Annotated in this window: 27 protein-coding genes; 18 read left to right on the forward strand and 9 right to left on the reverse strand. The window is 63.4% G+C overall.

What is annotated here, in order from left to right:
* Nucleotides 1-26 precede the first annotated feature (26 nt).
* Both ACR65T_RS11630 and ACR65T_RS11635 read right to left on the reverse strand, forming a co-directional pair.
* The gene (locus ACR65T_RS11630; RefSeq protein WP_434496623.1) at nucleotides 27-518 is read right to left on the reverse strand and encodes a hypothetical protein; all 492 of its coding nucleotides are present in this window, start codon (nucleotides 516-518) and stop codon (nucleotides 27-29) included.
* Complete coding sequence (locus ACR65T_RS11635) at nucleotides 515-1,147, reverse strand: TetR/AcrR family transcriptional regulator (protein WP_434496624.1); 633 nt, start codon at nucleotides 1,145-1,147, stop codon at nucleotides 515-517. Before ACR65T_RS11635 ends, ACR65T_RS11630 begins: the two co-directional genes overlap by 4 nt.
* 146 nt (nucleotides 1,148-1,293) lie before the next feature.
* On the opposite strand from ACR65T_RS11635, the gene ACR65T_RS11640 reads away from it, so the two are divergent.
* Nucleotides 1,294-2,871 (forward strand): MFS transporter, encoded by a 1,578-nt coding sequence (locus ACR65T_RS11640; protein ID WP_434496625.1) that lies wholly within the window; start codon nucleotides 1,294-1,296, stop codon nucleotides 2,869-2,871.
* 156 nt (nucleotides 2,872-3,027) lie between these two features.
* The gene (locus ACR65T_RS11645) at nucleotides 3,028-4,140 is read left to right on the forward strand and encodes an endonuclease/exonuclease/phosphatase family protein (protein WP_434496626.1); all 1,113 of its coding nucleotides are present in this window, start codon (nucleotides 3,028-3,030) and stop codon (nucleotides 4,138-4,140) included.
* A gap of 109 nt (nucleotides 4,141-4,249) precedes the next feature.
* On the opposite strand, the gene ACR65T_RS11650 is transcribed toward ACR65T_RS11645, so the two are convergent.
* Nucleotides 4,250-5,059, reverse strand: coding sequence for a DUF72 domain-containing protein (locus ACR65T_RS11650; protein ID WP_434496627.1), 810 nt, complete (start codon nucleotides 5,057-5,059; stop codon nucleotides 4,250-4,252).
* 165 nt (nucleotides 5,060-5,224) lie between these two features.
* Between ACR65T_RS11650 and ACR65T_RS11655 the strand changes: the two genes are divergently transcribed.
* From ACR65T_RS11655 to ACR65T_RS11685, 7 genes are all read left to right on the forward strand, one after another.
* Nucleotides 5,225-6,556, forward strand: a complete 1,332-nt coding sequence (locus tag ACR65T_RS11655) for a PQQ-dependent sugar dehydrogenase (protein ID WP_434496628.1) — start codon at nucleotides 5,225-5,227, stop codon at nucleotides 6,554-6,556.
* Between the two features lie 85 nt (nucleotides 6,557-6,641).
* The gene (locus ACR65T_RS11660; RefSeq protein ID WP_434496629.1) at nucleotides 6,642-7,427 is read left to right on the forward strand and encodes a tetratricopeptide repeat protein; all 786 of its coding nucleotides are present in this window, start codon (nucleotides 6,642-6,644) and stop codon (nucleotides 7,425-7,427) included.
* A gap of 38 nt (nucleotides 7,428-7,465) precedes the next feature.
* Nucleotides 7,466-8,866, forward strand: coding sequence for a ribosome biogenesis GTPase Der (gene der, locus ACR65T_RS11665; protein WP_434496630.1), 1,401 nt, complete (start codon nucleotides 7,466-7,468; stop codon nucleotides 8,864-8,866).
* A gap of 42 nt (nucleotides 8,867-8,908) precedes the next feature.
* On the forward strand, nucleotides 8,909-9,919 hold the full coding sequence (locus ACR65T_RS11670) for a methyltransferase (protein WP_434496631.1): 1,011 nt from the start codon (nucleotides 8,909-8,911) through the stop codon (nucleotides 9,917-9,919).
* A 154-nt stretch (nucleotides 9,920-10,073) separates the two neighbouring features.
* Nucleotides 10,074-10,493 (forward strand): rubrerythrin family protein, encoded by a 420-nt coding sequence (locus ACR65T_RS11675; RefSeq protein ID WP_026223003.1) that lies wholly within the window; start codon nucleotides 10,074-10,076, stop codon nucleotides 10,491-10,493.
* 152 nt (nucleotides 10,494-10,645) lie between these two features.
* Nucleotides 10,646-11,992 carry a heterodisulfide reductase-related iron-sulfur binding cluster gene (locus tag ACR65T_RS11680; protein WP_434496632.1) on the forward strand — a complete coding sequence of 449 codons (1,347 nt, stop codon included), beginning with the start codon at nucleotides 10,646-10,648 and terminating at the stop codon, nucleotides 11,990-11,992.
* Nucleotides 11,993-12,151: 159 nt separating this feature from the next.
* Nucleotides 12,152-12,742, forward strand: coding sequence for a DUF3501 family protein (locus ACR65T_RS11685; protein WP_434496633.1), 591 nt, complete (start codon nucleotides 12,152-12,154; stop codon nucleotides 12,740-12,742).
* A gap of 4 nt (nucleotides 12,743-12,746) precedes the next feature.
* Here the strand turns inward: ACR65T_RS11685 and ACR65T_RS11690 are convergent, their stop codons facing one another.
* Complete coding sequence (locus ACR65T_RS11690; RefSeq protein WP_434496634.1) at nucleotides 12,747-13,172, reverse strand: hypothetical protein; 426 nt, start codon at nucleotides 13,170-13,172, stop codon at nucleotides 12,747-12,749.
* Nucleotide 13,173: 1 nt separating this feature from the next.
* Nucleotides 13,174-13,413, reverse strand: coding sequence for a type II toxin-antitoxin system prevent-host-death family antitoxin (locus ACR65T_RS11695; protein WP_196403316.1), 240 nt, complete (start codon nucleotides 13,411-13,413; stop codon nucleotides 13,174-13,176).
* Between ACR65T_RS11695 and ACR65T_RS11700 the strand changes: the two genes are divergently transcribed.
* Both ACR65T_RS11700 and ACR65T_RS11705 read left to right on the forward strand, forming a co-directional pair.
* Nucleotides 13,412-13,612 (forward strand): hypothetical protein, encoded by a 201-nt coding sequence (locus tag ACR65T_RS11700; RefSeq protein WP_434496635.1) that lies wholly within the window; start codon nucleotides 13,412-13,414, stop codon nucleotides 13,610-13,612. The genes ACR65T_RS11695 and ACR65T_RS11700 overlap by 2 nt on opposite strands.
* Before the next feature lie 38 nt (nucleotides 13,613-13,650).
* Nucleotides 13,651-15,234: a peptide chain release factor 3 gene (locus ACR65T_RS11705; RefSeq protein WP_434496636.1), complete on the forward strand. Its 1,584-nt coding sequence runs from the start codon at nucleotides 13,651-13,653 to the stop codon at nucleotides 15,232-15,234.
* A 33-nt stretch (nucleotides 15,235-15,267) separates the two neighbouring features.
* Here the strand turns inward: ACR65T_RS11705 and ACR65T_RS11710 are convergent, their stop codons facing one another.
* The 4 genes from ACR65T_RS11710 to ACR65T_RS11725 form a co-directional block, all read right to left on the reverse strand.
* A complete protein-coding gene (locus ACR65T_RS11710; RefSeq protein ID WP_434496637.1) occupies nucleotides 15,268-15,411 on the reverse strand; it encodes a hypothetical protein in 144 nt (47 codons plus the stop codon).
* A gap of 45 nt (nucleotides 15,412-15,456) precedes the next feature.
* On the reverse strand, nucleotides 15,457-16,290 hold the full coding sequence (locus ACR65T_RS11715; protein ID WP_434496638.1) for an intradiol ring-cleavage dioxygenase: 834 nt from the start codon (nucleotides 16,288-16,290) through the stop codon (nucleotides 15,457-15,459).
* Between the two features lie 114 nt (nucleotides 16,291-16,404).
* Nucleotides 16,405-17,052, reverse strand: a complete 648-nt coding sequence (locus tag ACR65T_RS11720; RefSeq protein WP_434496639.1) for a TetR/AcrR family transcriptional regulator — start codon at nucleotides 17,050-17,052, stop codon at nucleotides 16,405-16,407.
* A 10-nt stretch (nucleotides 17,053-17,062) separates the two neighbouring features.
* Nucleotides 17,063-17,671, reverse strand: coding sequence for a hypothetical protein (locus tag ACR65T_RS11725; RefSeq protein ID WP_434496640.1), 609 nt, complete (start codon nucleotides 17,669-17,671; stop codon nucleotides 17,063-17,065).
* Nucleotides 17,672-18,079: 408 nt separating this feature from the next.
* Between ACR65T_RS11725 and glyA the strand changes: the two genes are divergently transcribed.
* The 7 genes from glyA to thiL all read left to right on the forward strand — a co-directional run bounded on the left by glyA (nucleotide 18,080) and on the right by thiL (nucleotide 24,091).
* A complete protein-coding gene (glyA, locus tag ACR65T_RS11730; RefSeq protein ID WP_434496641.1) occupies nucleotides 18,080-19,354 on the forward strand; it encodes a serine hydroxymethyltransferase in 1,275 nt (424 codons plus the stop codon).
* Nucleotides 19,355-19,516: 162 nt separating this feature from the next.
* Nucleotides 19,517-20,017: a transcriptional regulator NrdR gene (gene nrdR, locus ACR65T_RS11735; RefSeq protein ID WP_434496642.1), complete on the forward strand. Its 501-nt coding sequence runs from the start codon at nucleotides 19,517-19,519 to the stop codon at nucleotides 20,015-20,017.
* Nucleotides 20,014-21,144 carry a bifunctional diaminohydroxyphosphoribosylaminopyrimidine deaminase/5-amino-6-(5-phosphoribosylamino)uracil reductase RibD gene (gene ribD / locus ACR65T_RS11740; RefSeq protein ID WP_434496643.1) on the forward strand — a complete coding sequence of 377 codons (1,131 nt, stop codon included), beginning with the start codon at nucleotides 20,014-20,016 and terminating at the stop codon, nucleotides 21,142-21,144. Before nrdR ends, ribD begins: the two co-directional genes overlap by 4 nt.
* Nucleotides 21,144-21,746: a riboflavin synthase gene (locus tag ACR65T_RS11745; protein ID WP_434496644.1), complete on the forward strand. Its 603-nt coding sequence runs from the start codon at nucleotides 21,144-21,146 to the stop codon at nucleotides 21,744-21,746. The genes ribD and ACR65T_RS11745 overlap by 1 nt, the downstream gene beginning before the upstream one ends.
* A gap of 322 nt (nucleotides 21,747-22,068) precedes the next feature.
* Entirely contained in the window at nucleotides 22,069-22,551 is a 483-nt protein-coding gene (ribH, locus tag ACR65T_RS11750; protein WP_434496645.1) for a 6,7-dimethyl-8-ribityllumazine synthase, read from the forward strand.
* The gene (nusB, locus tag ACR65T_RS11755; protein ID WP_018408555.1) at nucleotides 22,548-23,000 is read left to right on the forward strand and encodes a transcription antitermination factor NusB; all 453 of its coding nucleotides are present in this window, start codon (nucleotides 22,548-22,550) and stop codon (nucleotides 22,998-23,000) included. Before ribH ends, nusB begins: the two co-directional genes overlap by 4 nt.
* Before the next feature lie 143 nt (nucleotides 23,001-23,143).
* Complete coding sequence (thiL, locus tag ACR65T_RS11760; RefSeq protein WP_434496646.1) at nucleotides 23,144-24,091, forward strand: thiamine-phosphate kinase; 948 nt, start codon at nucleotides 23,144-23,146, stop codon at nucleotides 24,089-24,091.
* Nucleotides 24,092-24,201: the final 110 nt, after the last annotated feature.

Consider the following 24,201-nt stretch of genomic DNA (forward strand, 5'->3'; position numbering starts at 1 on the left):
GAGCGCCGCGGCGACGTCAGCGCGGATCAGCCTGCGGTGGCTTCCGCGTTCTGCATCGACTGCAGGAAGCGCTTCCAGTTCTCCGGCGTCACAACCTCGCGATAGCGCGCGGTCTGCGCCGGGTCCAGGAATTCCAGCATGAAAGCGCCTTCGACCCACACTTCCGAGAGCTGGAACAATCCGCCGCCGCGATCGCAAGCCCGCGCCGGCCAGCCGGCCCGTGTCGCGATGGCGATGATCTCCTCCGCCGGCCGCGCCACGCAAATGGCGAGATGCGCTTCGGAAAGACGCGTTCCTTGATGTTGCGGGGTCCAGTAGCCCTCGTCAGGGCCGCAGGCCAGCACATGGCCGCGCGGCGCGATCTCAAGCTCGACGTCTCCGTCGCCCGACCATGCCATCCAGGAACTCGGCCCTGCAGGAGGGAAGCGCGTCGCTTCGCCCTGCATGATTTCGGCAAGCACTTTGGCGACGACCTCCGGATTGTCCGCTGGGATGGAAGCGTGGGCGATGCAGGTCATTTCTCTTCTCCATGTGAAAAATCGCATTCAGGCGACAAATCGCATTCATCGGCGGCCGAGCGGCGACCGAGCAGGATGGCGATCGCCTCGGACGCCGCACGGCCGGCCTCGGCGCCGTTCAATCCCCAGAAATCCCTGAGGACCGACCAGGCGTAGGCGCTGTCGATCAGCTGGGCGACCGCAGCGCGGCGGCGTTTGGCGGCGCCATCCAGCTCCGGCAGCGCGTCGGCGACGCAGGCGAGCATCGCCGCCTGACGCTGCGGGTTCGAGCTTAAGCGCACTTCGCGTCCGGTTTCGGAAGAGATCGACGCTCTGATCAGTCCCTCTTCTTCATCGAATCGAGGGAACAGCCGCAATGGCGTGGCGATCAAATCGTCAGCGGTCTGCGGAAAGCCCGAACTGCCGACGCGCGCCTGCATGCGCGGCCAGACCGCCTTCAAGAGATCCTCGCGCGTCAGGAAGTGACGGTAGACGGTTCGTTCGGTCACCTTCGCCCGCTCAGCCACTTTGGCGATGGTGAGCGCATCCAGCTTTCCCTCGCGCATCTCGTCGATCGCGGCGTCGAGAATGCGCGTTCGCGTATGATCCTTGTGAGTCTCGCGAAGTGATGTCAGTTCATGTGACGTCATGTCATATTGACTGACATTGCTTCACGCCCGTGTCAATAGCGGGCGATCCACAGACTCAATCTTGGCATCAAGGCTCGCTGCCACGCAGGGGGCCTTTATTGATGTCGTTCTGCAAAACCGATAAACGCTGCGCGCTCACGCCCGCGATGGCTGATGGAGCGACCTCCTTGCACAGCGCCACACCCAACGGATCGGATCCTGCGCTCAAAGCGACCCGCCGGGAGTGGATCGGGCTCGCCGTCCTCGCTCTGCCCTGCCTGGTCTATGCGATGGACTTCACAGTGCTCAATCTCGCCATTCCGGCGCTGACGGCGGAGCTGCGGCCGAGCGCGTCGCAACTGCTGTGGATCATCGACATCTACGGCTTCATGGTCTCCGGTTTCCTGATGATCATGGGCGGGCTCGGCGATCGCATCGGCCGGCGCAAGGTGCTGCTGCTGGGCGCCGCGGCGTTCGGCGCCGTATCGATCATGGCGGCTTTCTCGAAATCGGCGCAGATGCTGATTTTTGCGCGCGCCGCGCTCGGCGTCGCGGGAGCGACCCTTGCGCCATCGACGCTGTCGCTGCTCGCCAACATGTTCCGCGATCCGTCGGAACGCACCTTTGCGGTCAGCATGTGGATTTCGAGCTTCTCCGCCGGCGCCATCATCGGGCCGCTCGTCGGCGGCGCGCTCATTCAGTCTTTCGGCTGGGGCTCGGTTTTTCTCGCGGGCGTCCCGGTGATGGTGCTTCTGCTTGTTCTCGGGCCGATGCTTCTGCCGGAATATCGCGATCCCGACGCGGGCCGACTGGATCTCGCCAGCGCGCTTCTGTCGCTCGCGGCGGTGTTGTCCTTCATTTACGGATTGAAACGCGCCGCCGAGGCGGGCTTCGGCGTCGACTCAATCGGATCGATGGCGGCCGGCGTCGCGCTCGCGCTCCTGTTCCTGCGCCGACAGGCGCGGCTCGAAGATCCTTTGATCGATCTCGCGCTGTTTCGCTCGCGGTCGCTGAACACGGCGCTTTGCATCAACATGCTCGGCGTCTTCTTCATGTTCGGGTCGTTCATTCTGCTCGCACAGTATTTTCAGCTCGTTGCTGGTTTGGCGCCGCTCGATGCGGGTCTGTGGTCGACGCCGTCGGCGATCGTCTTCATGATCGGCTCCTTCGCCACGCCCGCGCTGGCGCGCCGCATCACGCCCGTCAATCTTCTCGCCGGCGGCCTGATCGTCGCTGCGGCTGGATTCGTCGGCCTCGCGCTGGCCGGCGGATTCTACGGGGTGCTTCTTTCGTCTCTGCTTCTCGCCGGCTTCACGCCGGTGATCGCGCTGACGACGGAAATCATCGTCACATCGGCGCCGCCCGAGCGCGCGGGCGCGGCGTCAGCCTTGTCGGAAACGGCGATCGAACTTGGCGGCGCGCTCGGCATCGCCGCGCTCGGCAGTCTCGGCACGCTGATCTACCGAGCGAAAATGGCCCACGTCGTCGCGGGGCTTCCGGCGGACGTCGCGCGGGCGGCCGGCGCGACGCTCGGCGGCGCGGCGGATGCGGTCAAATTCTTGCCCCCGGAGCAGGCCGAGCGGACGCTCTCCGCCGCGCGCGACGCCTTCTGCGCCGGTTTTCAGGCGACCGCTCTGTTGGGCGCCTTGGGGCTTGTCGGCGCCGCGTTCGCGACGAAGATTGCGCTCAAACAGGCGCGTCCTCCGGAAGGCGCAGGTGAAAAGCCGAGTTCGGCCCCGGCGTAGCACGTCATCAGGTCGCCGAGTCTAGGCTAACGAGGCGTCATCTCACCGAGTCTTGGCCGCGCTTGTCGCGGCCATCGCCCGTCATGCGCTTGTCACGGCGCGCGTCGAGCTTTAGCCTCCAGCGCATTCTGTTGTTTTTTGCGCTTGGGGGATTTCATGAGACTCGCCTCATACAACGTTGAGAATCTTTTCGACCGCGCACGCGCAATGAATCTCAAGAGTCTTTCGCAAGGCAAACCCATTCTCGAACGTTTCGCGGAACTGAATGCGCTGTTGGCGCAGCCTTCCTACAGCGCCGCCGACAAGACGCGCATGGCGAAACTTGTCATTGAACTTGATTTGGAAAAATCCGACGTCGGCGATTTTGTCATTCTGCGGCGTAATAGGGGCGGACTGATCAAGCGCCCCAAGTCGGGCGGCGTTCAAATTGTCGCGAGCGGGCGCGCCGATTGGGTCGGCTCGCTGGAGTTGCGCGACGAGCCCGTCGATGAACAGGCGATGAGGAATACGGCGCGGGTGATGCGAGATGTCGAGGCGGACGTTCTTGGCGTCGTCGAAGTCGAGAGCCGGCCGGTGCTGCGGGATTTTAACGCGGACGTCGTCGCTTCGTTCGGCGGCGAGACATTCCGCCATGCGATGGTGATCGACGGCAACGATACGCGCGGCATCGACGTCGGCCTCTTGACCCGACAGAGGTTTCCGATCGGCGCGCTGCGTAGCCATGTCGACGAGATGTTGTCCGAGCGGAATCCGATCTTTTCCCGCGACTGCGCCGAGTTCGAGGTGACGGCGCCATCCGGCGCGCGCCTCCTGGTGATGCTCAATCACTTCAAGAGCAAGGGTTTCGGCTCGCAGCAATCATCCAACGCCAAACGTCGCGCGCAGGCGAAACGCGTCGCTGAAATCTACGACGAACGCGTTGCCATGGGGATCAAGAACATCGTCGTGATGGGCGACTTCAACGACACGCCGGACAGCGAACCTTTGAGTCCTCTCATCGAAGGGACGGATCTGAAAGACATCTTTTTGCATCCGAAATTTGACGACGGCGGTTTCCCAGGCACCTACGGCAGTTGCGCCGCGGACAACAAGATCGACTTCATTCTGCTGTCGCCGGCGCTGTTCGACAGAGTCAGGGGCGGCGGCGTGTTTCGCAAAGGCATGTGGCCCGGCGCGCGGGCCAAACGCTGGGAGGCCTATCCGGAAGTCGCCCGCAAGGAGGACGCAGCGTCGGATCATGCCGCGATTTGGGTGGACATCGACCTTTAGAGCGCTTCCCGATCACATGGAAACATGTGATCGATAAGGAATCGCTCAAAATCAAAATGTTGGAGCAGGTTCTCCTCGAAAAAGTCAGTCAACTTTTTCGGAACCTGCTTTAGCTGGAGAGTCGCTTGATCAGCGCCATGGCGGCGGCCGGATTGCGTTCCTTAGCGCCGCTGATGACATAGAGAAACACGTCGCGGGGCGTCGCCGCCTTCTGTTGTGTTTCCGCAAAATAGTCGAGCCCGCTCGGAGTTGCGCCACTCGCCCATTGTCGTGCGCGCTGCGCCCATTCGTCGAGAGCGGCGGCGTCATAACCCTTCGGCTCAGCCTCCAGCGTTCCCATGATGCGCGCATAGACGAAGGGCGCCGTCAGATCGGCGATAAGCGGATATTTTGCATCGCCGGCGACGACGATGGCGACGCCATGTCGGCGCGCCAGCGCGACGAACTCGGCCGTCTTGAAGCTCTCATGGCGCGGCTCAATGGCGTGCATCAGCGACCGTCCGCCGATGTTCCTCGGCAGCAGCGAAAGAAAGGCGTCGAAGAACGCCGCGTCGAATTTCTTCGTCGGGAGAAACTGCCATAAGATGGGTCCGAGCTTGTCTCCAAGCTCCATAACCCCGCTCTTAAAGAAGCGCTCGATTGATTCGCTCGCCTCCTTTGGCGCCTTGCGCATCACCGCGAAGCGCGGCGCCTTGACGCTGAAGATGAAACCCTCGGGCGTTTCGTCGCGCCATTTGGCGAAGCTCGCGGCGCTCTGCGTGCGATAATAGGTGGCGTTAATTTCGATCGAGGTGAGGTTATGGCTCGCATATTCGAGGTCCCGCTTATGCGGCAGGCCGGCGGGATAAAAGGATTCGCGCCAGGGCGCGTAACTCCAGCCCCCGACGCCGACATAGATGCGTCCCGTCTTTTGACTCATTTGCGCTCCAGCCTCGCGTGTCGACTGGCGAGGGCTTGAGACTTGTCCCCGCCGCGCCATCTTAGCGGCGTCATCGACAACATATTTGTCGTCTTCGCCGGCTGTCGATCGTGAGAAGCTGCGTCTTATCGCATCTGCCGGAGTCGTTTGGGGAGGGGGGGCGCCATGGCGGCGAATTTTTTCGGGAGATTTCTATTCGCGCTGACCGCGATCGCGCTTGCCGCCTGCGATCGCGGCCCGGAACTGCCAGAGAGCGCCGGCTACGGACCCAATCCGACGCTGCCGGCGCCGCATCCGACCGGCGCCTTTCCATACGTGAATATCGCGCGCGCCGTGGGCTGGCCAAGCGCTGAAAAACCCACGCCCGCCGAGGGGCTGGGCGTTGAAGCTTTTGCGACGGGGCTCGATCATCCGCGCTGGCTGTACGAATTGCCAAACGGCGACATTCTTGTCGCGGAAACCGATGCGCCGGCGAAATCCGAAAATGAAGGCGGCGGCGTTCGCGGCTTCTTCATGGGCCTCTATATGCGCCAGGCCGGGTCCGATAAGCCGAGCGCCAACCGCATCACGCTGCTACGCGACGCAGACGGCGATGGCGTGGCCGAGACGAAGGAAGTCTTTTTGGAAAACTTGAATTCGCCCTTCGGCATGGCGCTGGTGGGCGATCAGCTTTATGTCGCCAACGCCGATTCGCTTGTGCGCTTTCCTTATAAGGAAGGCGATACGCGCATCGAAGCGGCGCCCGAAAAGGTCGCGGATCTGCCCTCGGGACGCAATCATCACTGGACGAAGAGCCTTGTCGCGGATCCTGTGGGTTCACGTCTCTACGTCGGCGTCGGGTCCAACTCCAATGCCGCCGAGAATGGCATGGAGGAAGAGCATAACCGCGCTGACATTCTGGAGATCGATCCGGCGACCGGCGACACGCGGGTTTTCGCTTCGGGACTGCGCAATCCCGTCGGGATGGATTGGAATCCAGCGACAGGCGACCTCTGGGTCGCGGTGAACGAACGCGACGAGATTGGCGACAATCTCGTGCCCGACTACATGACGAAGATCCAAGAGGGAGCCTTTTACGGCTGGCCATACAGCTACTACGGACAGCATGTCGACGAGCGCGTGCAGCCGCAAGATCCGGAACTCGTCAAACAGGCGATCCGGCCGGATTACGCGCTCGGCTCGCATACCGCTTCGCTCGGATTCACCTTCGTCGGCGACGCGGACCTCGGGCCGTTCCAGAACGGCGCCATTATCGGCCAGCACGGATCGTGGAATCGCAGTCCCCGCGCGGGCTACCGCGTCATTTTTGTAAAGTTCGAGAATGGCGAGCCGGTCGGCGCTCCGAAAGAGGTGCTGACCGGCTTTCTGAACGAGCGCGGCGAAGCGCAGGGCAGGCCGGTCGGCGTCATCGTCGACAAGCGCGGCGGACTGCTGGTGGCCGACGACGTCGGCGGCGTCGTGTGGCGGGCGAGCGCCGCCAAGAAGCAAGCGGAATAGCCGGCTTCGCTCGCATTTGGCCGCCGCCTGTGCTAACGGCTGCGGTCAGCCCGGTTTTTCGGGCGGAGTCAAGGGTCTGGAGCACATGTCCGATATTTTCCATGAGGTCGATGAAGACGTCCGGCGCGACAAGGCGGCGGAGCTTTGGCGGCGCTATCACACGCCGATCCTGATCTTCGCCGTGCTGATCGTCGCTGCGACCGGCGCGTGGAGCTATTACCAGACCAACCGTCAGAAAATGGCGGAAGCCGCGAACGCCCGCTTTGAAGCCGCGGTCGCGCTCGCCAGCGATGGCAAGACCAAAGAGGCGGCGGCCGCTTTCGACGCGCTCGCCAAGGACGGCCCCAAAGGCTATGCGACGCTCGCGCGCATCCGGGCTGCGGAACTGCGCGAGGACAGGGCGCGCGCGCTCCAAGAATTGGAGGCGATCGCCGACGACAAGAATGTCGACAAACTGAATCAGGAAGTCGCTCTGCTGCGCGCCGCGCTGATCATCCTCCAGAGCGGAGACCGCCAGAAAATGGAACGCGCGCTTGGACCCATGATGACGTCGAACGGCGCATTCCGCTTTTCGGCGCAAGAATTGAATGGCCTCGACGCGCTGGCCAATGACGATTTCGAAGAGGCCGAAAGGGACTTCAACATTCTGCTCAGCGATCGCGACGCTCCGCAATCCATGCGCCAGCGGGCCGCGGCCTATCAGGGATTGCTGCACGCGAAGCGCGGACCCAAGCCGGCGGCGGCGCCGGCGGCCGGGGCCGGGGCAGCCGCGAGCGGCGGCAATGTCACCGTGACGCCGGTGATCGAGCCGGAACAGGAAGGCGCCACATCGTCCGGCGAGGCGCCGTTCGAGGTGAAGCCCTCGAAATAGTTGGCGTAGGGGCGCGGCAGCGCAGCGAGAAACGAGTCATGTCCTTTTCGCTCGCGATCATCGGCCGGCCGAACGTCGGCAAATCGACGCTGTTCAACCGCCTGACCGGCAAGAAGCTGGCGCTTGTCGACGATCGTCCCGGCGTCACCCGCGATCGCCGGGAGGGCGAAGCCAAGCTCGCCGATCTGCGCTTCACCATCGTCGATACGGCCGGGTTGGAGGAAGGCCCAGGCCCGACGTTGGAAGGGCGGATGCGCGCCCAGACCGAGAGCGCGATCCTCGCCGCCGACGCAATTCTCTTTCTCATCGACGCGCGCGCCGGCGTCACGCCCGACGACAAATATTTCGCCGATCTCGTCCGTCGCGCCGGCAAGCCGGTTATCCTGATCGCCAATAAAGCGGAAGGGAAGGCTGGCGAGCCAGGCGTTTACGACGCCTTTTCGCTGGGCCTTGGCGATCCGGTGCCGTTTTCCGCCGAGCATGGCGAAGGCATGGGCGCGCTCTATGACGCGCTGCGCGAGGCTCTGCCCGAGGAGACCGCCGAGCCTTTCGAAGACGACGTCGCCATTGAAGAACATCTGCGCAACGACGAGGAGGACGGCAGCGACCTCGACATAACGAAGCCGCTGCGCATCGCGGTCGTTGGACGGCCCAACGCCGGAAAATCGACGCTCATCAACCGCATTCTCGGCGAGGATCGCCTGCTGACGGGACCCGAAGCCGGAATCACGCGCGATTCGATCTCTGTCGATTTCGTCTGGCGTGACCGGAAGATGAAGCTCTTCGACACGGCCGGTCTGCGCAAGCGCGCCCGCGTCGTCGACAAGCTGGAAAAGCTGTCGGCCGCCGACGCGCTGCGCGCCGTGCGGTTCTCGGAAGTCGTCGTGCTGCTCGTCGATTCGACGATTCCCTTCGAGAAGCAGGATCTCTCCATCGCCGACCTCGCGGCCCGCGAAGGGCGCGCCGTCGTCATCGCGCTCGGCAAATGGGACCTCGTCGAGGACCGCGGCGCTACGCTCATCAAGCTGCGCGAAGACGCCGAACGCCTGCTGGCGCAGCTGCGCGGCTGTCCGGTGGTTCCGGTGTCGGGCGCGACGGGGCAGGGGCTGGACAAGCTCATGCAAGCGATCCTCGCGGTTCATGAAATTTGGAACAAGCGCATCGGCACGGGGCGACTCAATCGATGGCTGCTGACGCAAATCGAGGAGACGCCGCCGCCGGCGGTTTCCGGGCGGCGCATCAAGATACGTTACATGACGCAAGCCAAGTCGCGGCCGCCGCATTTCGTGCTCTTCGGCAATCAGCTCGACGAGCTGCCGACGAGTTATGAGCGCTTCCTGATCAACGGTCTGCGCAAGACCTTCGACCTTCCCGGCGTGCCAATCAGGATTTCGAAAAAGGCGGGGGAGAACCCGTTCGAAGGCCGTCACAAGGGCTGAGCGACTCTTGTGTCATGACGCCGCTCGCGAGATTGTGGCGCCATGCTCAAGCCTTCCCCTGAAAAACTTCTCGCTCTCGGCATGTCGTTCTGGAACGCCAAGGCGCTGCTTTCGGCAGTGGATCTCGGCGTCTTCGACGCTCTCGCCGGCGGCCCCGCCGACCTTGCGACGCTGACGGCGAAACTCGGCCTGCATGAACGATCGTCGCGCGACTTTTTCGACGCGCTTGTGGCGATGAAAGTTTTGGAGCGCGACGCCAGCGGACGCTACGCCAATACGCCCGAGACGGAATTTTTTCTTGTGCGCGGTCGGCCGAGCTATGTCGGCGGCCTGCTGGAGATGGCCAATGCGCGTCTTTATGAGAGCTGGGGGCGCCTGTCGGAGGCGCTAAAAACCGGTCGCCGACAGAGCGAAGATCAGGACGCCAGCGATCTTTTCGCGGCGCTTTACGCTGATCCGAAACGGTTGCGCGGCTTCCTCTCGGCGATGAGCGGCGTGAGCGCCGGCGCCGCCCAGGCGATCGCCGACAAATTCTCCTGGCGGAACTATCGGACCTTCGTCGACGTCGGCGCCGCGCAGGGCATGGTCCCCGTCACAATCGCGCGGGCGCATCCGCATCTTTCGGGCGGCGGCTTCGACCTTCCCCAAGTCGGACCGATATTCGAGGAATTTGTCGTCGCCAATGGGCTCGCGGACCGACTGCGGTTCTACCCCGGCGACTTTTTCAAGGACGATCTGCCCCAGGCCGACGTCATCATTATGGGGCACATACTTCATGACTGGGATCTTGAGCAAAAGCGGCTGTTGTTGAAGAAGGCCTATGACGCCCTCCCAGAAGGCGGCGCGCTCATCATCTATGAAGCCATGATCGATAATGATCGTCGCGAGAACGCTTTCGGCCTGCTGATGAGCCTCAACATGCTGATCGAGACCGACGGCGGCTTCGACTTTACCGGGGCCGATTGCGAGGGCTGGATGAAGGAAGCCGGGTTCTCCAGCTCCCGGGTCGAGCATCTGACGGGGCCGGATTCCATGGTGGTCGGCGTCAAATAGAGCCGCCGCGCGCGCGAACGCTTCCACGGCGCCTGCGACGAATCCCCGCGTCGCCGCGCTGGATTTTGGTTGGACAGAAGCTAGTTTTGAATTATTCTAATTCCTGTGTCGCGGCCTGACGGCCGCGCCGACTCGAATACTCGGAGGCAAGAAAATGGCTATGCTCAAGGGCAGCAAGACCGAAGAAAATTTGAAGGCCGCCTTCGCCGGCGAATCGCAGGCGAATCGCCGTTATCTCTATTTCGCTCAAAAGGCCGACGTCGAGGGCTACAATGACGTGGCCACCGTGTTCCGCTCCACCGCCGAAGGCGAGACCGGCCACGCCCATGGCCATCTGGAGTTCCTGGAGACCGTCGGCGATCCTGCGACCGGCCTGCCCATCGGCAAGACCGCCGATAACCTCAAGGCCGCGGTCGCCGGGGAGACGCACGAATATACCGACATGTATCCCGGTATGGCGCGCTCGGCCCGCGACGAGGGCTTCGAGGAGATCGCCGACTGGTTCGAGACGCTCGCCAAGGCCGAGCGTTCGCATGCTGGCCGCTTCCAGCGCGCCCTGGACGAGCTGAAGTAAGGGCGTATTGAGTCCTTCTCCCGCGGAGCGGGAGAAGGTGGCCCTTGCGTAGCAAGGGTCGGATGAGGGCCGCCCTCACCCGGCTTGCTTCGCAAGCCACCCTCTCCCGCAAGCGGGAGAAGGGCGTCCGGCGTTCCCACCACAGGACCATCATGAGAGAAGGCAGTCTCGAGGCTCCGATCCGGCATCCGCTGGATTGGCGCAGCGCCGATTTCTATGACGATGCGAAGCTCGACGCGGAAATGCGCCGGGTTTTCGATATTTGTCACACGTGCCGGCGCTGTTTCAATCTGTGCGACTCCTTCCCGCGGCTATTCGATCTCATCGACGAGTCGAAAAGCGGCGAGCTCGACACGGTCGCGAGCGCGGATTTCAAGAAGGTCGTGGACGCCTGCACCCTCTGCGACATGTGCTTCATGTCGAAGTGCCCCTATGTGCCGCCACATGAGTTCAACATCGACTTTCCTCATCTGATCCTGCGCTACCGCGCGGTTGAAGCGAAGAAGAACGGCGTGCCCGCCGTCGATCGCGCGCTTGCCGACACTGACCGCTACGGCAAATGGGCGACGCTGATCTCAGGCGCGGCCAATTGGGCGACGCGCCGCGATAACACAATGATGCGCGGCCTCGAGGAGAAAGTCGCGGGCGTCGATCGCAACGCCGAGCTGCCAAAATACGCCAGCAAGACGCTTGAGGCGCAGGCCGCGGCGCATCCGCCGATGCGCGACGACTCGGCGCCGGCAAAGGCGCGCAAAGCGGTCCTCTACGCCACCTGCTATGGCGATTATAACGATACGTCGATCGGTATGTCGGCGCTGGCCGTGCTCGCGAGAAACGGCGTCGAGACCAAAGTCGTGCACCCGGCCTGCTGTGGCATGCCGAAGCTTGAACAGGGGATGCTCGACGACGTGGCGGAGGCGGCGCGCAAGGTCGCCGCGGCCTTTGCGCCTTATATCGACGAGGGCTACGACATTGTCGCGCCGGTGCCGTCCTGCGCGCTGATGCTGAAATTCGAGTGGCCGCTGATTTTGCCGGAGGACGAGAGCGTCAAGCGTTTGGCTGAGGCGACCTTCGACCTCTCCGAATATGTCGTCGACATCGCGCGCAAAGAGGGGCTGGCCGAAGGCATGGCGCCGCTCAATGGCGGCGTCGCCTTCCATGTCTCCTGTCATTCGCGCGCCCAGAATATCGGCCAGAAAGGCGCGGAGCTGCTAGCGCTGATCCCGCAAGCCGATGTCGCCGTGGTCGAGCGCTGCTCGGGCCATGGCGGCGCCTGGGGCTACAAGAAGGGCAATTTCGAAACGGCGATGAAGGTGGGCAAGCCCGCCGCGCGGCAGTTGCAGAACACCGACAAGAGGCACGTCGTTTCCGAGTGCCCGCTTGCCGGACTGCACATCGAACAGGAGATCGAGACGCTCGGCGGCGAGACGCCGAAGCCGGAACGCGTCGGCCATCCGATCGTGCTGATGGCGAGAGCTTATGGGGCGACGAACCCGTAGCGACTCGTTAGGCGCAATCCCCACCTCCCCCTTGAGGGGGGAGGTCGCGCTGCGCAGCAGCGCGGGAGGGGGTGACAATGAGACTAAGGTTTCACCCCACCCCGGCGCTTCGCGCCGACCCTCCCCCTCGAGGGGAGGGTGGAACACCTAGAGGCGAGAATGACAGATCGTCACGAACTGACCCCCGCCGATATTCTCCCTTGGGCGGAATACGCCAAGGGCCGCGCTGAACATCGCAAGCGCCTCACCGCGATCAAGCGCAACCGCCGGGTCGAGGTCGGACCTTACGTCACCTTCTACTTCGAGAATTTCGACACGATGTGGATACAGGTGCAGGAGATGCTGCACATCGAAAAAGGCGGCGCGGCGCAGCTCGCCGATGAGCTTGCGGCCTATAATCCGCTGGTGCCGAAAGGCAAGGAACTCGTCGCGACGTTCATGATCGAGATCGACGACGCGCTGCGGCGGGCGCGCGTCTTGTCGCAACTCGGCGGCGTCGAGGAGACGGCCTCCATCGAAGTCGGCGGCGAGCGCGTCGTCGGCAAGGCTGAACAGGACCAGGATCGCACCACGGCTGAAGGCAAGGCCAGTAGCGTGCAATTCGTCCACTTTCCCTTCACGGAGGCGCAGATTGCGGCGTTCAGGGAGCCGAACACGCGCGTGATTTTGGGCCTGTCGCATCCCAACTACAGCCATATGGCCGTGTTGTCGGAAGCGACGCGCGCGGCGCTGGCGGGGGATTTCGCCTGAGGCGCTAAAGCCGGTCAATGCGCGTTTGCGCCGAAGCCAGCGTCGGACGAAATGCGCGCAGCACGACTTTCAAAAAGCCGGGGGACAATCTTCGTTTGTCCCTGCGAGATGGATCGAGCGAAAAGGATCGTTCGAGAATGTCGTAATTATATTCTGAAACGACGATCCATGCCTGTTTGTGCTCTTTCAATCCGAGTCGGCGAATTTCGAGCGGCGGTATTTCAACGACCTCCTGGTCGTCGCGCGGCGGCGTTCCGGTGATCGCGAGCAACGCAAGATGGGTGAGCGAATCCGGGCCTTTCGCTGCAACGGCGACGCAGACGGGGCGCTCCTTGCGGCCGTCCGTTTCTCCGCGATCACGTTGCCAGAGCCAAAGATAGGGATAAGCCGAGACAATATCGCCGGTCGAAAGTTTCGGCGCGTCAGTCAATCTACTGATCCAAAACGCGGTCGATTTCCTTGGTCAGCAGATCGGCGAGCGCGGGCGGCGTTTCTCCGGCGCCAAAAACATGTTGCACGTCGGCGCCCGCGCGCAGGCGGTTGAAGTCCTCGATCGACATCATGACGAAACGATCCTTGCGATGCTCGGTGATGACAACGGGCTCGCGCGCTGCGACGGCTTTGACGTCGCCGAGATTTTTATCGAGGTCTACGGTGGTGAAGCGGCGCATGGCTGATTTTCCGATTAATCCATTATATATAGATATATTGGTTATTCAAGAAGCGGCGCTGCTCGGCGTTTCCGTGCGCGCTTGTCGGGGGCATCCACGCGACGAGGCCGAGGATGTTTTTATGGATGGCCGGGACAAGCCGGGGCTTGACTGCGGTCGAAAGAGCAACGGGATTGCAGGCGGCGGCGCTTGTCGGTAAGTCGAATGCCTGACTTTTCTTCCTGACCCGAGCTAGCCTTGACCATTCCCACCACTCGCGACCCAGTCTCGCGGCGGCGGACGTTTGCGATCATCTCGCATCCTGACGCCGGCAAGACGACGCTCACCGAAAAGCTGCTGCTGTTCGGCGGCGCGATCCAGCTCGCCGGCGCCGTGAAGGCCAAGCGCAATGCTCAGCAGACGCGCTCGGATTGGATGAGCATCGAGCGCGAGCGCGGCATATCGGTCGTCACCTCGGTGATGACCTTCGAATACGGCGGTTGCGTCTTCAATCTGCTCGATACGCCAGGCCACGAGGACTTTTCGGAAGACACCTATCGCACGCTGTCCGCCGTCGACGCCGCGGTGATGGTGATCGACGCCGCCAAGGGCATCGAGGCGCGCACGCGCAAGCTCTTTGAAGTCTGCCGCCTGCGCGACATTCCGATCGTCACCTTCATCAACAAGCTCGACCGCGAGGCGCGCGACCCGTTCGATCTGCTCGACGAAATCGAGAAGACTCTCGCGCTTGACGCGACGCCGATCACCTGGCCGATCGGTTCGGGCAGAAGCTTCGCCGGCACCTACCGATTCGCGACGAAAACCGTTCGGCGGATCGACGAGGACGCCGAGCTGCTGCAAACGCGCGGCCTCGATGATCCGCTGTTCGACACGCTCCTGCCAAACGGCGCGGATGCATGGCGCGAGGAGGCGATGCTCGCAGAGGAAGGCAACAAGCCTTTCGATCTTTCGGCCTTCCGCGAGGGCCATCTGACGCCTGTCTTCTTCGGCAGCGCGCTGCGCAACTTTGGCGTCCGCGATCTGATCGACGCCATGGCGGAATATGCGCCAAGCCCGCGCGCGCAGGAGGCCGACAAGCGTCTGGTGGAGGCGAAGGAGCCGAAGATGACCGGCTTCGTCTTCAAGATCCAGGCGAATATGGACCCCAATCATCGCGACCGCATCGCCTTTATGCGCGTCTGCTCGGGCCGGCTCACGCGCGGCATGAAGGCGAAACTCATTCGCACGGGCAAGAACATTCCGATCAACGCCCCGCAGTTCTTCTTTGCGCGCGACCGCTCGATCGCTGACGAAGCATATGCCGGCGACGTCGTGGGCCTGCCCAATCATGGGCAACTGCGCATCGGCGACACGCTGACCGAGGGCGAGGAGATCGTCTTTCGCGGCGTGCCGAGCTTCGCGCCGGAAATCCTGCGCCGCATTCTCATCGGCGATGCGATGAAGGCGAAAAAGCTGCGTGAAGCCTTACAGCAGCTCGCGGAAGAGGGCGTCGTGCAGGTCTTCACGCCGCATGACGGCTCAGGCGCGATCGTCGGCGTCGTCGGCGCGCTGCAGCTCGACGTGCTGGCGACGCGGCTCGAGGGGGAATATGGATTGCAGACACGCTATGAGCAGCCGCGCTTCGCCATTTGCCGCTGGATCGCATCTGACGACCCAGCGAAGCTGAAAGGCTTCATCGATTCGAACGGCTCCAGCATCGCCGAAGATCTCGACGGGTCGCCGGTGTTCATGAGCTCGTCGGCGTTCCAGCTCAACTATGACGCCGAGCGCAATCCGGCGATTACATTTTCGGATGTGAAGGACTATCAGAAAGGCGCCTGACAGGGCGCTTGAAATCCACAAAAGGCGAAAAGCCTATGCGCCTTTGACGAGCGCCCAGAGAACAATGACGAGCGCGATCGTCGTCGCAATGATGAAGAGATTCTGGGTCAGCTCCACATATCGTTGAGCCTCGACCAGAACAGCCTCATAATATCTACTATACCATAGCGTCTGCATTTCAGTCCTCGATTGCTCAACGGCGGCGAACTTCGACAGGGCGCGTCAGTCGATTCCCGGAACGAGCGGCGAAACGCGCTTTGCGTCGCGGAGAGGCGGCGCGCCGGACGGCGGCGGCCCAAGCCCTTCCGGGGGTCTTCTCGCCGACGCCTTCGATCGGGCGGCAGGGTCGACGCCAATGACCAGCGTGACGAGGTAGCGCTGGTCTTCCTCGGTGACGCTCGCAAAGGAGCCAAGGCCGGCGCCAATCGCGATGAAATCATCCTTATTCATTGTGTCGCGCTTGGCCGTCCGCTCCGAATAGGGACGAATGTCGCGATAGATGAATTCGCTCAGCGCGTCCGGGAAGAAGAGTTGTCCAGTCAATACGTTGGCGTCGTTAATAAACGCCTTGAAGTGGATATGCGGCGTGCGTCCTGGATACCAGCCCGGATAGATGGACTTAAAGCTCGCGACGCCGGCGTTGTCCGCGAGCTGAGAGCCGCGCAGGAAGGTTTCGCCTTTCGTGCTGATGGGTTGCGCGCGGTCGTCGCCCTGTTCCGGATAGTTCGAATAGAGGCCCGCCGCATCGCAATGCCAGACGTCGACTCGCGCGCCGGCGATCGGCCGGCACGCCTGATCGACGATCTGAAGGCGCAACATGATCGGAACGCCCGTCTTGTTCTCGCGAATGTCAAAGCGAACCAGTTTGGGATCGTAGTAATAGGGGCCCTGCACCGCTTCCGGCGTCAAAAGGCACGCCCGCGCCCCAAGCAAGGGAGGCCCCGAGTCCTCGGTCGGCGTCTGCGCGAAGCTCTCGCGCGTCGTTCCTCCGGCGGTCAAAGCGACAACCATTGCCAGAACGTCGCGCCGATCCGGCCATCCTCTTTCGTCATTCATGCCTGAGCCTGTCGTTTGGACATTTTCCATCGAAGCGCACGCCGCCTCGCGTCAGAAGATGCGTCGGTTCAAGAATTTGAGCGGCTTCATCATTAAAAGACGCGCGTAAACGAGCTACAGGCTTCCCAGTCCGCGAAGACTGAAGCTCGCCAGTGTGTCGACCAGTCGTTCGAGCGACGATTCGTCGAATTTCAGCGCGAATGGGGCGCGCGCCAGCCGCTCCGCGTCGCGCACGAAGAACATCGGTTGATGCGCGAGCCACAGCGTTGCGAAAGTGACGGTTTCCGCGGGCGCCTCTTCGGGCAGGAAGCGTTTCACGACGCGCTCCGCCAGGTGAAAGATGCGCGGCGGCGACGCCACGATGAAGGCGTTGAATACTTCGCTCGGCCGCACGCTTTCCCAAGCGAAAATGCGCAAATACCGGCTGACACGATCGCGCTTGACGAGCGGCAGCAGAAATTGACGCAGATAGAGCCGCAGCGCTTCTTCGGGAGAACGCGCGTCCAGTTCTTCCGGGCACAGAAAACTGTCCTGCTCGAAGGTCTTGGTCGCAGCAATCAGCACTTCGCGATAAAGTCCGTCCTTGCCGCCGAAGTGGTAATTGACGGCCGCCTGGTTGGCCATCGCCCTTTGGGTGATGAGCCGCACCGAGCCGCCGTCATACCCATATTCCGCGAAGACCGACGTGGCCGCTTTGATGAGCGCGGCGCGCGTCGTCTCTGCCGAGCGAGAGGCGACGCGCGCCTGATCCAGATTACTCAAGGCGTCATCCTCAGAAAGGATATATGTTGACGAGGCTCGACACTGCGCCGCCGAGCGACGTCGCGCTATTCCAGGCCTTGCGGCCGAGCGGAGCCAATTTGGATGAGAGCCCTGTCGGGTCGAGCTTGGCCAACAAACTCCGTTCCTGGTGTTCCGCATTCTCGCCCATTGTCTGGGGAGAGGCGGGCGGCTCGGCGCTGGCGGTCGGGGGCGCCGGCGGCGTCGACTCGACAGGGGTTCTCTTTTCCGGAGACGACTTGCGCAGTGCGGCGACTTTCGTCGACCTGACAGGGATCGTCTCCGTCTTTTCAGCGACGGCTTCGTTCGACCAATCCGAGATGCGCACCTGCGGATAGACCGCGAACAGCGCCGGCGCCGGCGAAGGGTTTTTCAACTTCAAGGATGGGCGCTCCGACTCCGCGGACTCGATCCGGTCGATGATTTTGCCGCTCACCGGGTCGGTCGTGAAAGCGATTTCCTTCAGCGCTTCGCCGTTCTTCCATTGTGGAGGCAGGAAAGCGATGAGCCAGGTCGCGACGAAACAGACCGCGGCATCGATGAGCAGCCTGCGCGACTTGGCGCTAAGCGCGGCAAATTTTGTTTCCAGATGGTCGCTCATGACGAACCTCCGTTTTAAACGACTGATTGAAATTCAAACGCTCGTTTGAAGCGAAATTATGGCGCGTTGGTGACGCGGTTTTTCGCCCATCGGTCGAGGGCGACATGCGTCATTTTGGCGCTTGAGGAAACGAAGACGCTGGCGAGCGAAGCGTAGCCCCGCCGCAAAAGCGGATTTCGCTGGCGCTGGCGCGAAAGATCGCCTTTACAAAGGAAAGGCGACTGGCGAAAGCGGGCGCGAGACTTGATATGGGCTCAGTCCGCGACCGCGGCCGCTCTTCCCGTCGCGGCTTCGCCGTGATAAGCGACCCCTCTCACGATGCGCGTCCTAGGGACCGGCTTCGCCGATTAAGACCGGGAGCCGGTTTTTGTTTTCGTTCAGCGCCGTTAGGCATAGAGGTCCATTCCAATGAGCCAATCCGGTTTCTTCACCGCCTCCCTCAGCGCTTCCGATCCGGAAATCGCGAAGGCGATCGAACTCGAACTCGGCCGCCAGAGGCACGAGATCGAGCTGATCGCCTCGGAGAACATTGTCTCCAAGGCGGTGCTGGAGGCCCAGGGCTCGGTTCTCACCAACAAATACGCCGAGGGCTATCCGGGGAAGCGCTATTACGGCGGCTGCCAATTCGTCGACATCGCGGAAAATCTCGCGATCGACCGCGCCAAGAAGCTGTTCGACTGCGGTTTCGCCAATGTGCAGCCTAACTCCGGCTCACAGGCCAATCAGGCGGTGTTCCTCGCGCTTCTTCAGCCGGGCGACGTTTTCATGGGCCTGGATCTTGCCGCCGGCGGTCACCTGACGCATGGCTCGCCGGTCAATGTCTCCGGCCGCTGGTTCAAGCCGGTTCCCTATACGGTGCGCAAGGACGATCAGCGCATCGACATGGAGCAGCTCGCCGCGCTCGCCAAGGAGCATAAGCCGAAGCTCATCATCGCCGGCGGCTCGGGCTATTCCCGCATCTGGGACTTCGAAGGCTTCCGCAAAATCGCCGACAGCGTCGGCGCCTATTTCATGGTGGATATGGCGCATTTCGCCGGTCTGGTCGCTGCGGGACTTCATCCGTCGCCGCTGCCGCATGCGCATGTCGTCACCACCACCACGCATAAGACGCTGCGCGGTCCGCGCGGCGGCATGGTGCTGACGAACGACGAGGCCATCGCCAAGAAGATCAACTCTGCGGTCTTCCCCGGCTTGCAGGGCGGTCCGTTGATGCATGTCATCGCCGGAAAGGCTGTGGCGTTCGGCGAGGCGCTGACCCCGCAGTTCAAGACCTATCAGCAGCAGGTCAAGGACAATGCGCAAACGCTGGCGCAGACGCTCGTCGACGCCGGCCTCGCGATCGTCTCGGGCGGCACCGACAACCATCTGATGCTCGTCGATCTACGTCCCAAGAAGATCACCGGCAAGGCGGCGGAAGCCGCGCTCGGCCGCGCGCATATCACCTGCAACAAGAACGGGATTCCCTTCGATCCGGAAAAGCCCTTCGTCACCTCCGGCATTCGTCTCGGCTCGCCGGCGGCGACCTCGCGCGGCTTTGGCCAGAACGAGTTCAAAGCGGTCGGGCAGATGATCGTCGAGGTGCTCGACGGGCTCTCCTCGAAGGGCGAGGAAGGCAACGCCGCGACGGAAGCGGCGGTGAAGGAAAAGGTTCACGCGCTGACCGCGAAGTTCCCGATTTATTAAGAAGGTGGGACGTTCCCTTCTCCCGCCTGCTGGAGAAGGCGCCACGCCGAAGGCGCGACGGATGAGGGTTCTCTCCGTCGCATCATTTGTGATAGCCCTCACCCGACCCCGCTTCGCGGGGCCTCCCTCTCCCGCATGCGGGAGAGGGGAAAGGCGCCCAACATGCGCTGTCCCTATTGCGGCTCCATCGACACGCAGGTGAAGGACTCCCGTCCTGCCGAGGACTCGTCCTGCATTCGGCGTCGCCGCGTCTGTCCGACCTGCGGCGGCCGCTTCACCACCTTTGAGCGCGTGCAGTTGCGCGAAATTATCGTCGTGAAGAAATCGGGTCGCCGCGCCCCGTTCGATCGCGACAAGCTGACCCGCTCGGTCGAGATCGCCTTGCGCAAGCGACCGGTCGAAGCGGACCGCGTCGAGCAGATGATTTCCGGCATCGTGCGCCAGCTTGAGAGTCTCGGCGAAGTCGAGGTGGAAAGTCAGCGCATCGGCGAATTGGTGATCGAAGGTCTGCGCTCGCTCGACGCCGTCGCCTTTGTGCGCTTCGCTTCAGTCTATCGCGATTTTCGCGAGGTCAGCGATTTTTCCGCGGTGATCGATGAATTGGAGAGCGGCGGCGACGGCGCGGCTTTTGCCCCGGACGTCGACGACCCAGAGAAGGCATGACGATCCACGAGTCCTTTCCGGGAGCGGCGACGGACGACGCCTATATGGCGGCGGCCCTTTCGCTCGGCCGGCGCAATCTGGGCCGCACGGCGCCCAATCCGGCGGTCGGCGCGCTGCTTGTGCGCGATGGGGTCGTCATCGCCCGCGGCTGGACCGCGCCGGGTGGGCGCCCGCATGCGGAGTCGATCGCCATGGCCGCGGCGGGCGAGGCCGCGCGCGGCGCGACGCTTTACGTCACTTTGGAGCCCTGCGCGCATCATGGGGCGACGCCGCCTTGCGTCGATTCGATCATCGCCGGCGGCGTCGTGCGCGTCGTCACGGCGCTGGAGGACCCAGATCCCCGTGTATCCGGCGATGGCTTCGCCCGACTGCGCCAGGCGGGAATTGAGGTCGTCATTGGTCCGGGCGCGGCGGCGGCGCGCGCCGATCATCTTGGGCACATTCTGCGCGTCACCCGTCGCCGCCCGATGATTACGCTCAAGCTCGCGCGGACGGCGGACGGCTACGCCGCCGGCGCCGCGCATGATCCGCGCCTGCATATCACCGGACCCGTCACTGACGCCTTCACGCATGTGCAGAGATCGCTGCATGACGCGATCATGATCGGCGGCGGCACGGCGCGCGACGACGATCCGCTGATGACCGTGCGCCTGCCGGGGATGCAAAAATATAAGCCGCTCCGCGTCGTGCTCGACGAGAAACTGTCGCTGTCGCCGCGTTCGCGCCTGGCGTCCACCGCGCGCGAAACGCCGCTGCTCGTGATCGCCGGAGCAGCGGTCGCCGATGAAGCGGCCAAAGCGTTTGAAGACGCGACTGGCGCAGAGGTTGTCCGCATCGCGACGCGGGATGGCGTTATCGATCTTATGAGCGCGCTCAGACTTCTCGCCGATCGCGGCGTCACCCGCGTCTTCAGCGAAGGCGGACCGCGCGTCGCCGAAAGTCTGCTCGCCGCCGATCTTGCCGATGAGGTCATCCTGCACACCGCCGTCAAGCCGCTCGGGAGGGCCGGGCGCCCCGCGCTGACCCCGGCGGCGCGCGCCGCGCTCGATGACGATTCGCGTTACCGTCTGATCGAAACGCGCGCGCTCGGCGCCGATACGATGACCCGATACGCGCGGGTCGACTGATGTTCACCGGCATCGTCACCGATGTGGGCGAAGTCGTTGCGATGAGGCCGCGCGAGGAACTGCGCCGCCTGCGCATCGCATGTTCCTACGATGCCGACGGCATCGCTCTGGGCGCCTCCATCGCCTGCTCGGGCGTGTGCCTGACAGTCGTCGCCGTCGCGCGCGAGGGCGCGCGAACGATCTTCGAGATCGACGCCGCCGCCGAGACGCTCGCCGTCACGACGGTCGGAACATGGGCGTGCGGAACGCGCGTCAATCTCGAACGCGCGTTGAAGATCGGCGACGAACTCGGCGGCCATATCGTCACCGGCCATGTCGACGGCGTCGCGCGCATCCTCTCGCGCGACGATTTCGATGACATGTCCAGATTCTGGGTCGAGGCGCCGCGTGCGCTGTCGCGCTTTATCGCCAAGAAAGGCTCCGTGGCGCTCGACGGCGTTTCGCTCACGGTGAATGAGGTCGAAGGCGATCGCTTTTCCGTGTTGCTTATTCCGCATACGCTTAGCGTTACGACGCTCGGCGCGCGCAGGGCAGGGGATGCGCTCAATATCGAAGTCGATCTGATGGCGCGCTATGCGGCAAGGTTGAGCGAGACGCGATAGCGCGCGTCGAGCGTGACAAGACATGAGAAGCGCTAGACCGGCTGACAGGGCGCCGCTCATGTGACATAACCCGCTCATAAAATTGGTTCGCGGATTCCCTCTCCCATAGAGAGGGTGGTCCGGCCAAAGGGCGTCTGTAAGGGCGCCTGTTGTAAACGGCGGGCTTTTGGCCGGTCGGTGTGGGGTTTGCGCCTCAGCCGCCTGCGTTGACTACGGCGGCGCGTCCCGCGCCCTTTGCAACTGAGAATGTAACCCCTCACCCGGCTGCTTCGCAGCCACCCTCTCCCCAAGGGAGAGGGTTGCGCGCATTCCTGGAGTCCCCATGGCAGGTTTTGCACCCGACGACGCTGACTCTGCGCCCGTTCCCGGCGCGCGCATTCTCGTCGTCACCACCAAGTTCAACGCTTCTATCGTCGCGATGCTGCGCGACGGCGCGCTTGACGCGTTGCGCGCGCTGCAGGCGCAGGCGACGGTGATCGAAGTCCCCGGCGCGCTGGAGATCGCCACCGCGGCGGCGATCGCGCTCGACGACGCGGAGCTTGCCGGCGCGCCCTATGACGGCGTGGTTGCGCTCGGCTGCGTCATCCGCGGCGAGACCTATCACTTCGAACTCGTCGCCAATGAAAGCACGCGCGCGCTGATGAATCTTTCCGTCTCGCGCCGCCTGCCGCTCGGCAACGGCGTGCTCACCGTGGAGAATGAGGCGCAGGCGATCGTGCGCGCCGATCCCAAGCAGGGCGACAAGGGCGCTGACGCGGCGCGCGCGGCGCTCGCGCTCGTGCGCCTCAAACGGGGCGTCGTATGAGCGTCGATCAACGCTCGGCGTCGCGTCTGGCGATCGTGCAGGCGCTTTACCAAATGGAAGTCGCCGGCAAAGGGCTCAACGAAATTTTCGCCGAGTTCGAGTCTCACTGGATCGGGCGCGAGATCGAAGGCGCGCAATATAAGCCGGCGGACGCCGCCTTTTTTCGCGACGTGCTGCAAGGAGTCCTGACCGACCAGGTCGCGATCGACCGGCAGATCGATCGCGCGCTGTCCGGCGGCTGGCCGCTGTCACGATTGGAGTCCGTCATGCGCGCCGCCTTGCGCGCCGGCGTCTATGAACTGCGTTCGCGCAAGGACGTCCCGGCGCGCGTCGTCATCAAGGAATATGTCGACGTCGCCGGCGCCTTTTTCGGGCCGACCGAGTCGGGGATGGTGAACGCCGTGCTCGACAGAATCGCGCATGAGGAACGCGCCGAGGAGCTGAGTTGACAGGAACAGAGCCGCTGGCTTCCTGGTCCTTCGAGACGCGTGCTGCGCACGCTTCTCAGGATGAGGAGGCCGGCGGCGCGCATCCCTCGCCCTCATGCTGAGGAGCGAGCGAAACTCGCGTCTCGAAGCACGAGGGCGAAGCCATGCCGCGCTACAGCGAAGATGACATCATCGCCTGCGTCTTCGCGCCGATCGCGGGCGCTGCGGCGCTTGGCCTCAAGGACGACGCGGCGCTTCTCGCGCCCGAAAGCGCGCCTCTCGTTGTCACGACCGACATGGTCGTAGCCGGCGTGCATTTTTTCGCGGACGACGACCCGTCGCTCGTCGCCAAGAAAGCTCTGCGCGTCAATCTCTCCGACCTTGCGGCTAAGGGCGCCGAGCCGATCGGCTTTCTGTTGGCCTTGGCGCTCCCCGATGACTGGACCAACGCTTGGCTGGACGCTTTCGCCGCCGGGCTCGCCGAGGATGCGCGCGCCTATGGCGCGCCGCTCATCGGCGGCGATACAGGGGCGACTCCCGGCCCGCTGACCATTTCGATCACGGCGCTCGGCCGCGCCCGGCGCTTCGTGCCCCGCACCGGCGCAAAGTCTGGAGACGCCATCTTCGTCTCGGGCCCGATCGGCGACGCCGCGTTGGGTCTCGCGCTGCGCCGTGACCCGGCGCTCGCGCGAGGACTGTCAGATGAGGCGCGCGATTATCTGATCGGCCGCTATCTGCTGCCACAGCCGCGCCTCGATCTCTCGGCGTGGCTTTGCGCCAACGCCAGCGCCGCGATGGACATTTCCGACGGACTTGCAGGCGATCTCGCCAAGCTCTGCCGCGCTTCCGGCGTGAGCGCCGCCGTCGATCTCGCCTCGGTGCCGCTATCCACGGCGGCGCGAGAGGCGATCGCCATCAATCCAGGTCTCTTCGAAACGGCGATAACCGGCGGAGACGACTACGAAATCCTCATCGCTGCGGGAAGCGAGGCGCCGCCTGCCGCGCCCGCCTGTCGGATCGGCGAGATTGTGGCGGGAAGCGCGCCGCCGATCTTTCTCGACGGACACAAAAAGCCCGTCTTTTTCAAAAAATTGTCCTTCCAACACTTCTGAAAAATACGGGATCGCGCAGCATTGCCGTGCGGCCACGTTTCTGGCAGAAAGCCCGCTGGAAAGCTGCTGTCCCCGCCCGATTCGCTCGGCGGGGCCGCTGCTCCTTTTTT

The sequence above is a fragment of the Methylocystis sp. genome (genome assembly GCF_051061285.1).
Classification (GTDB): domain Bacteria; phylum Pseudomonadota; class Alphaproteobacteria; order Rhizobiales; family Beijerinckiaceae; genus Methylocystis.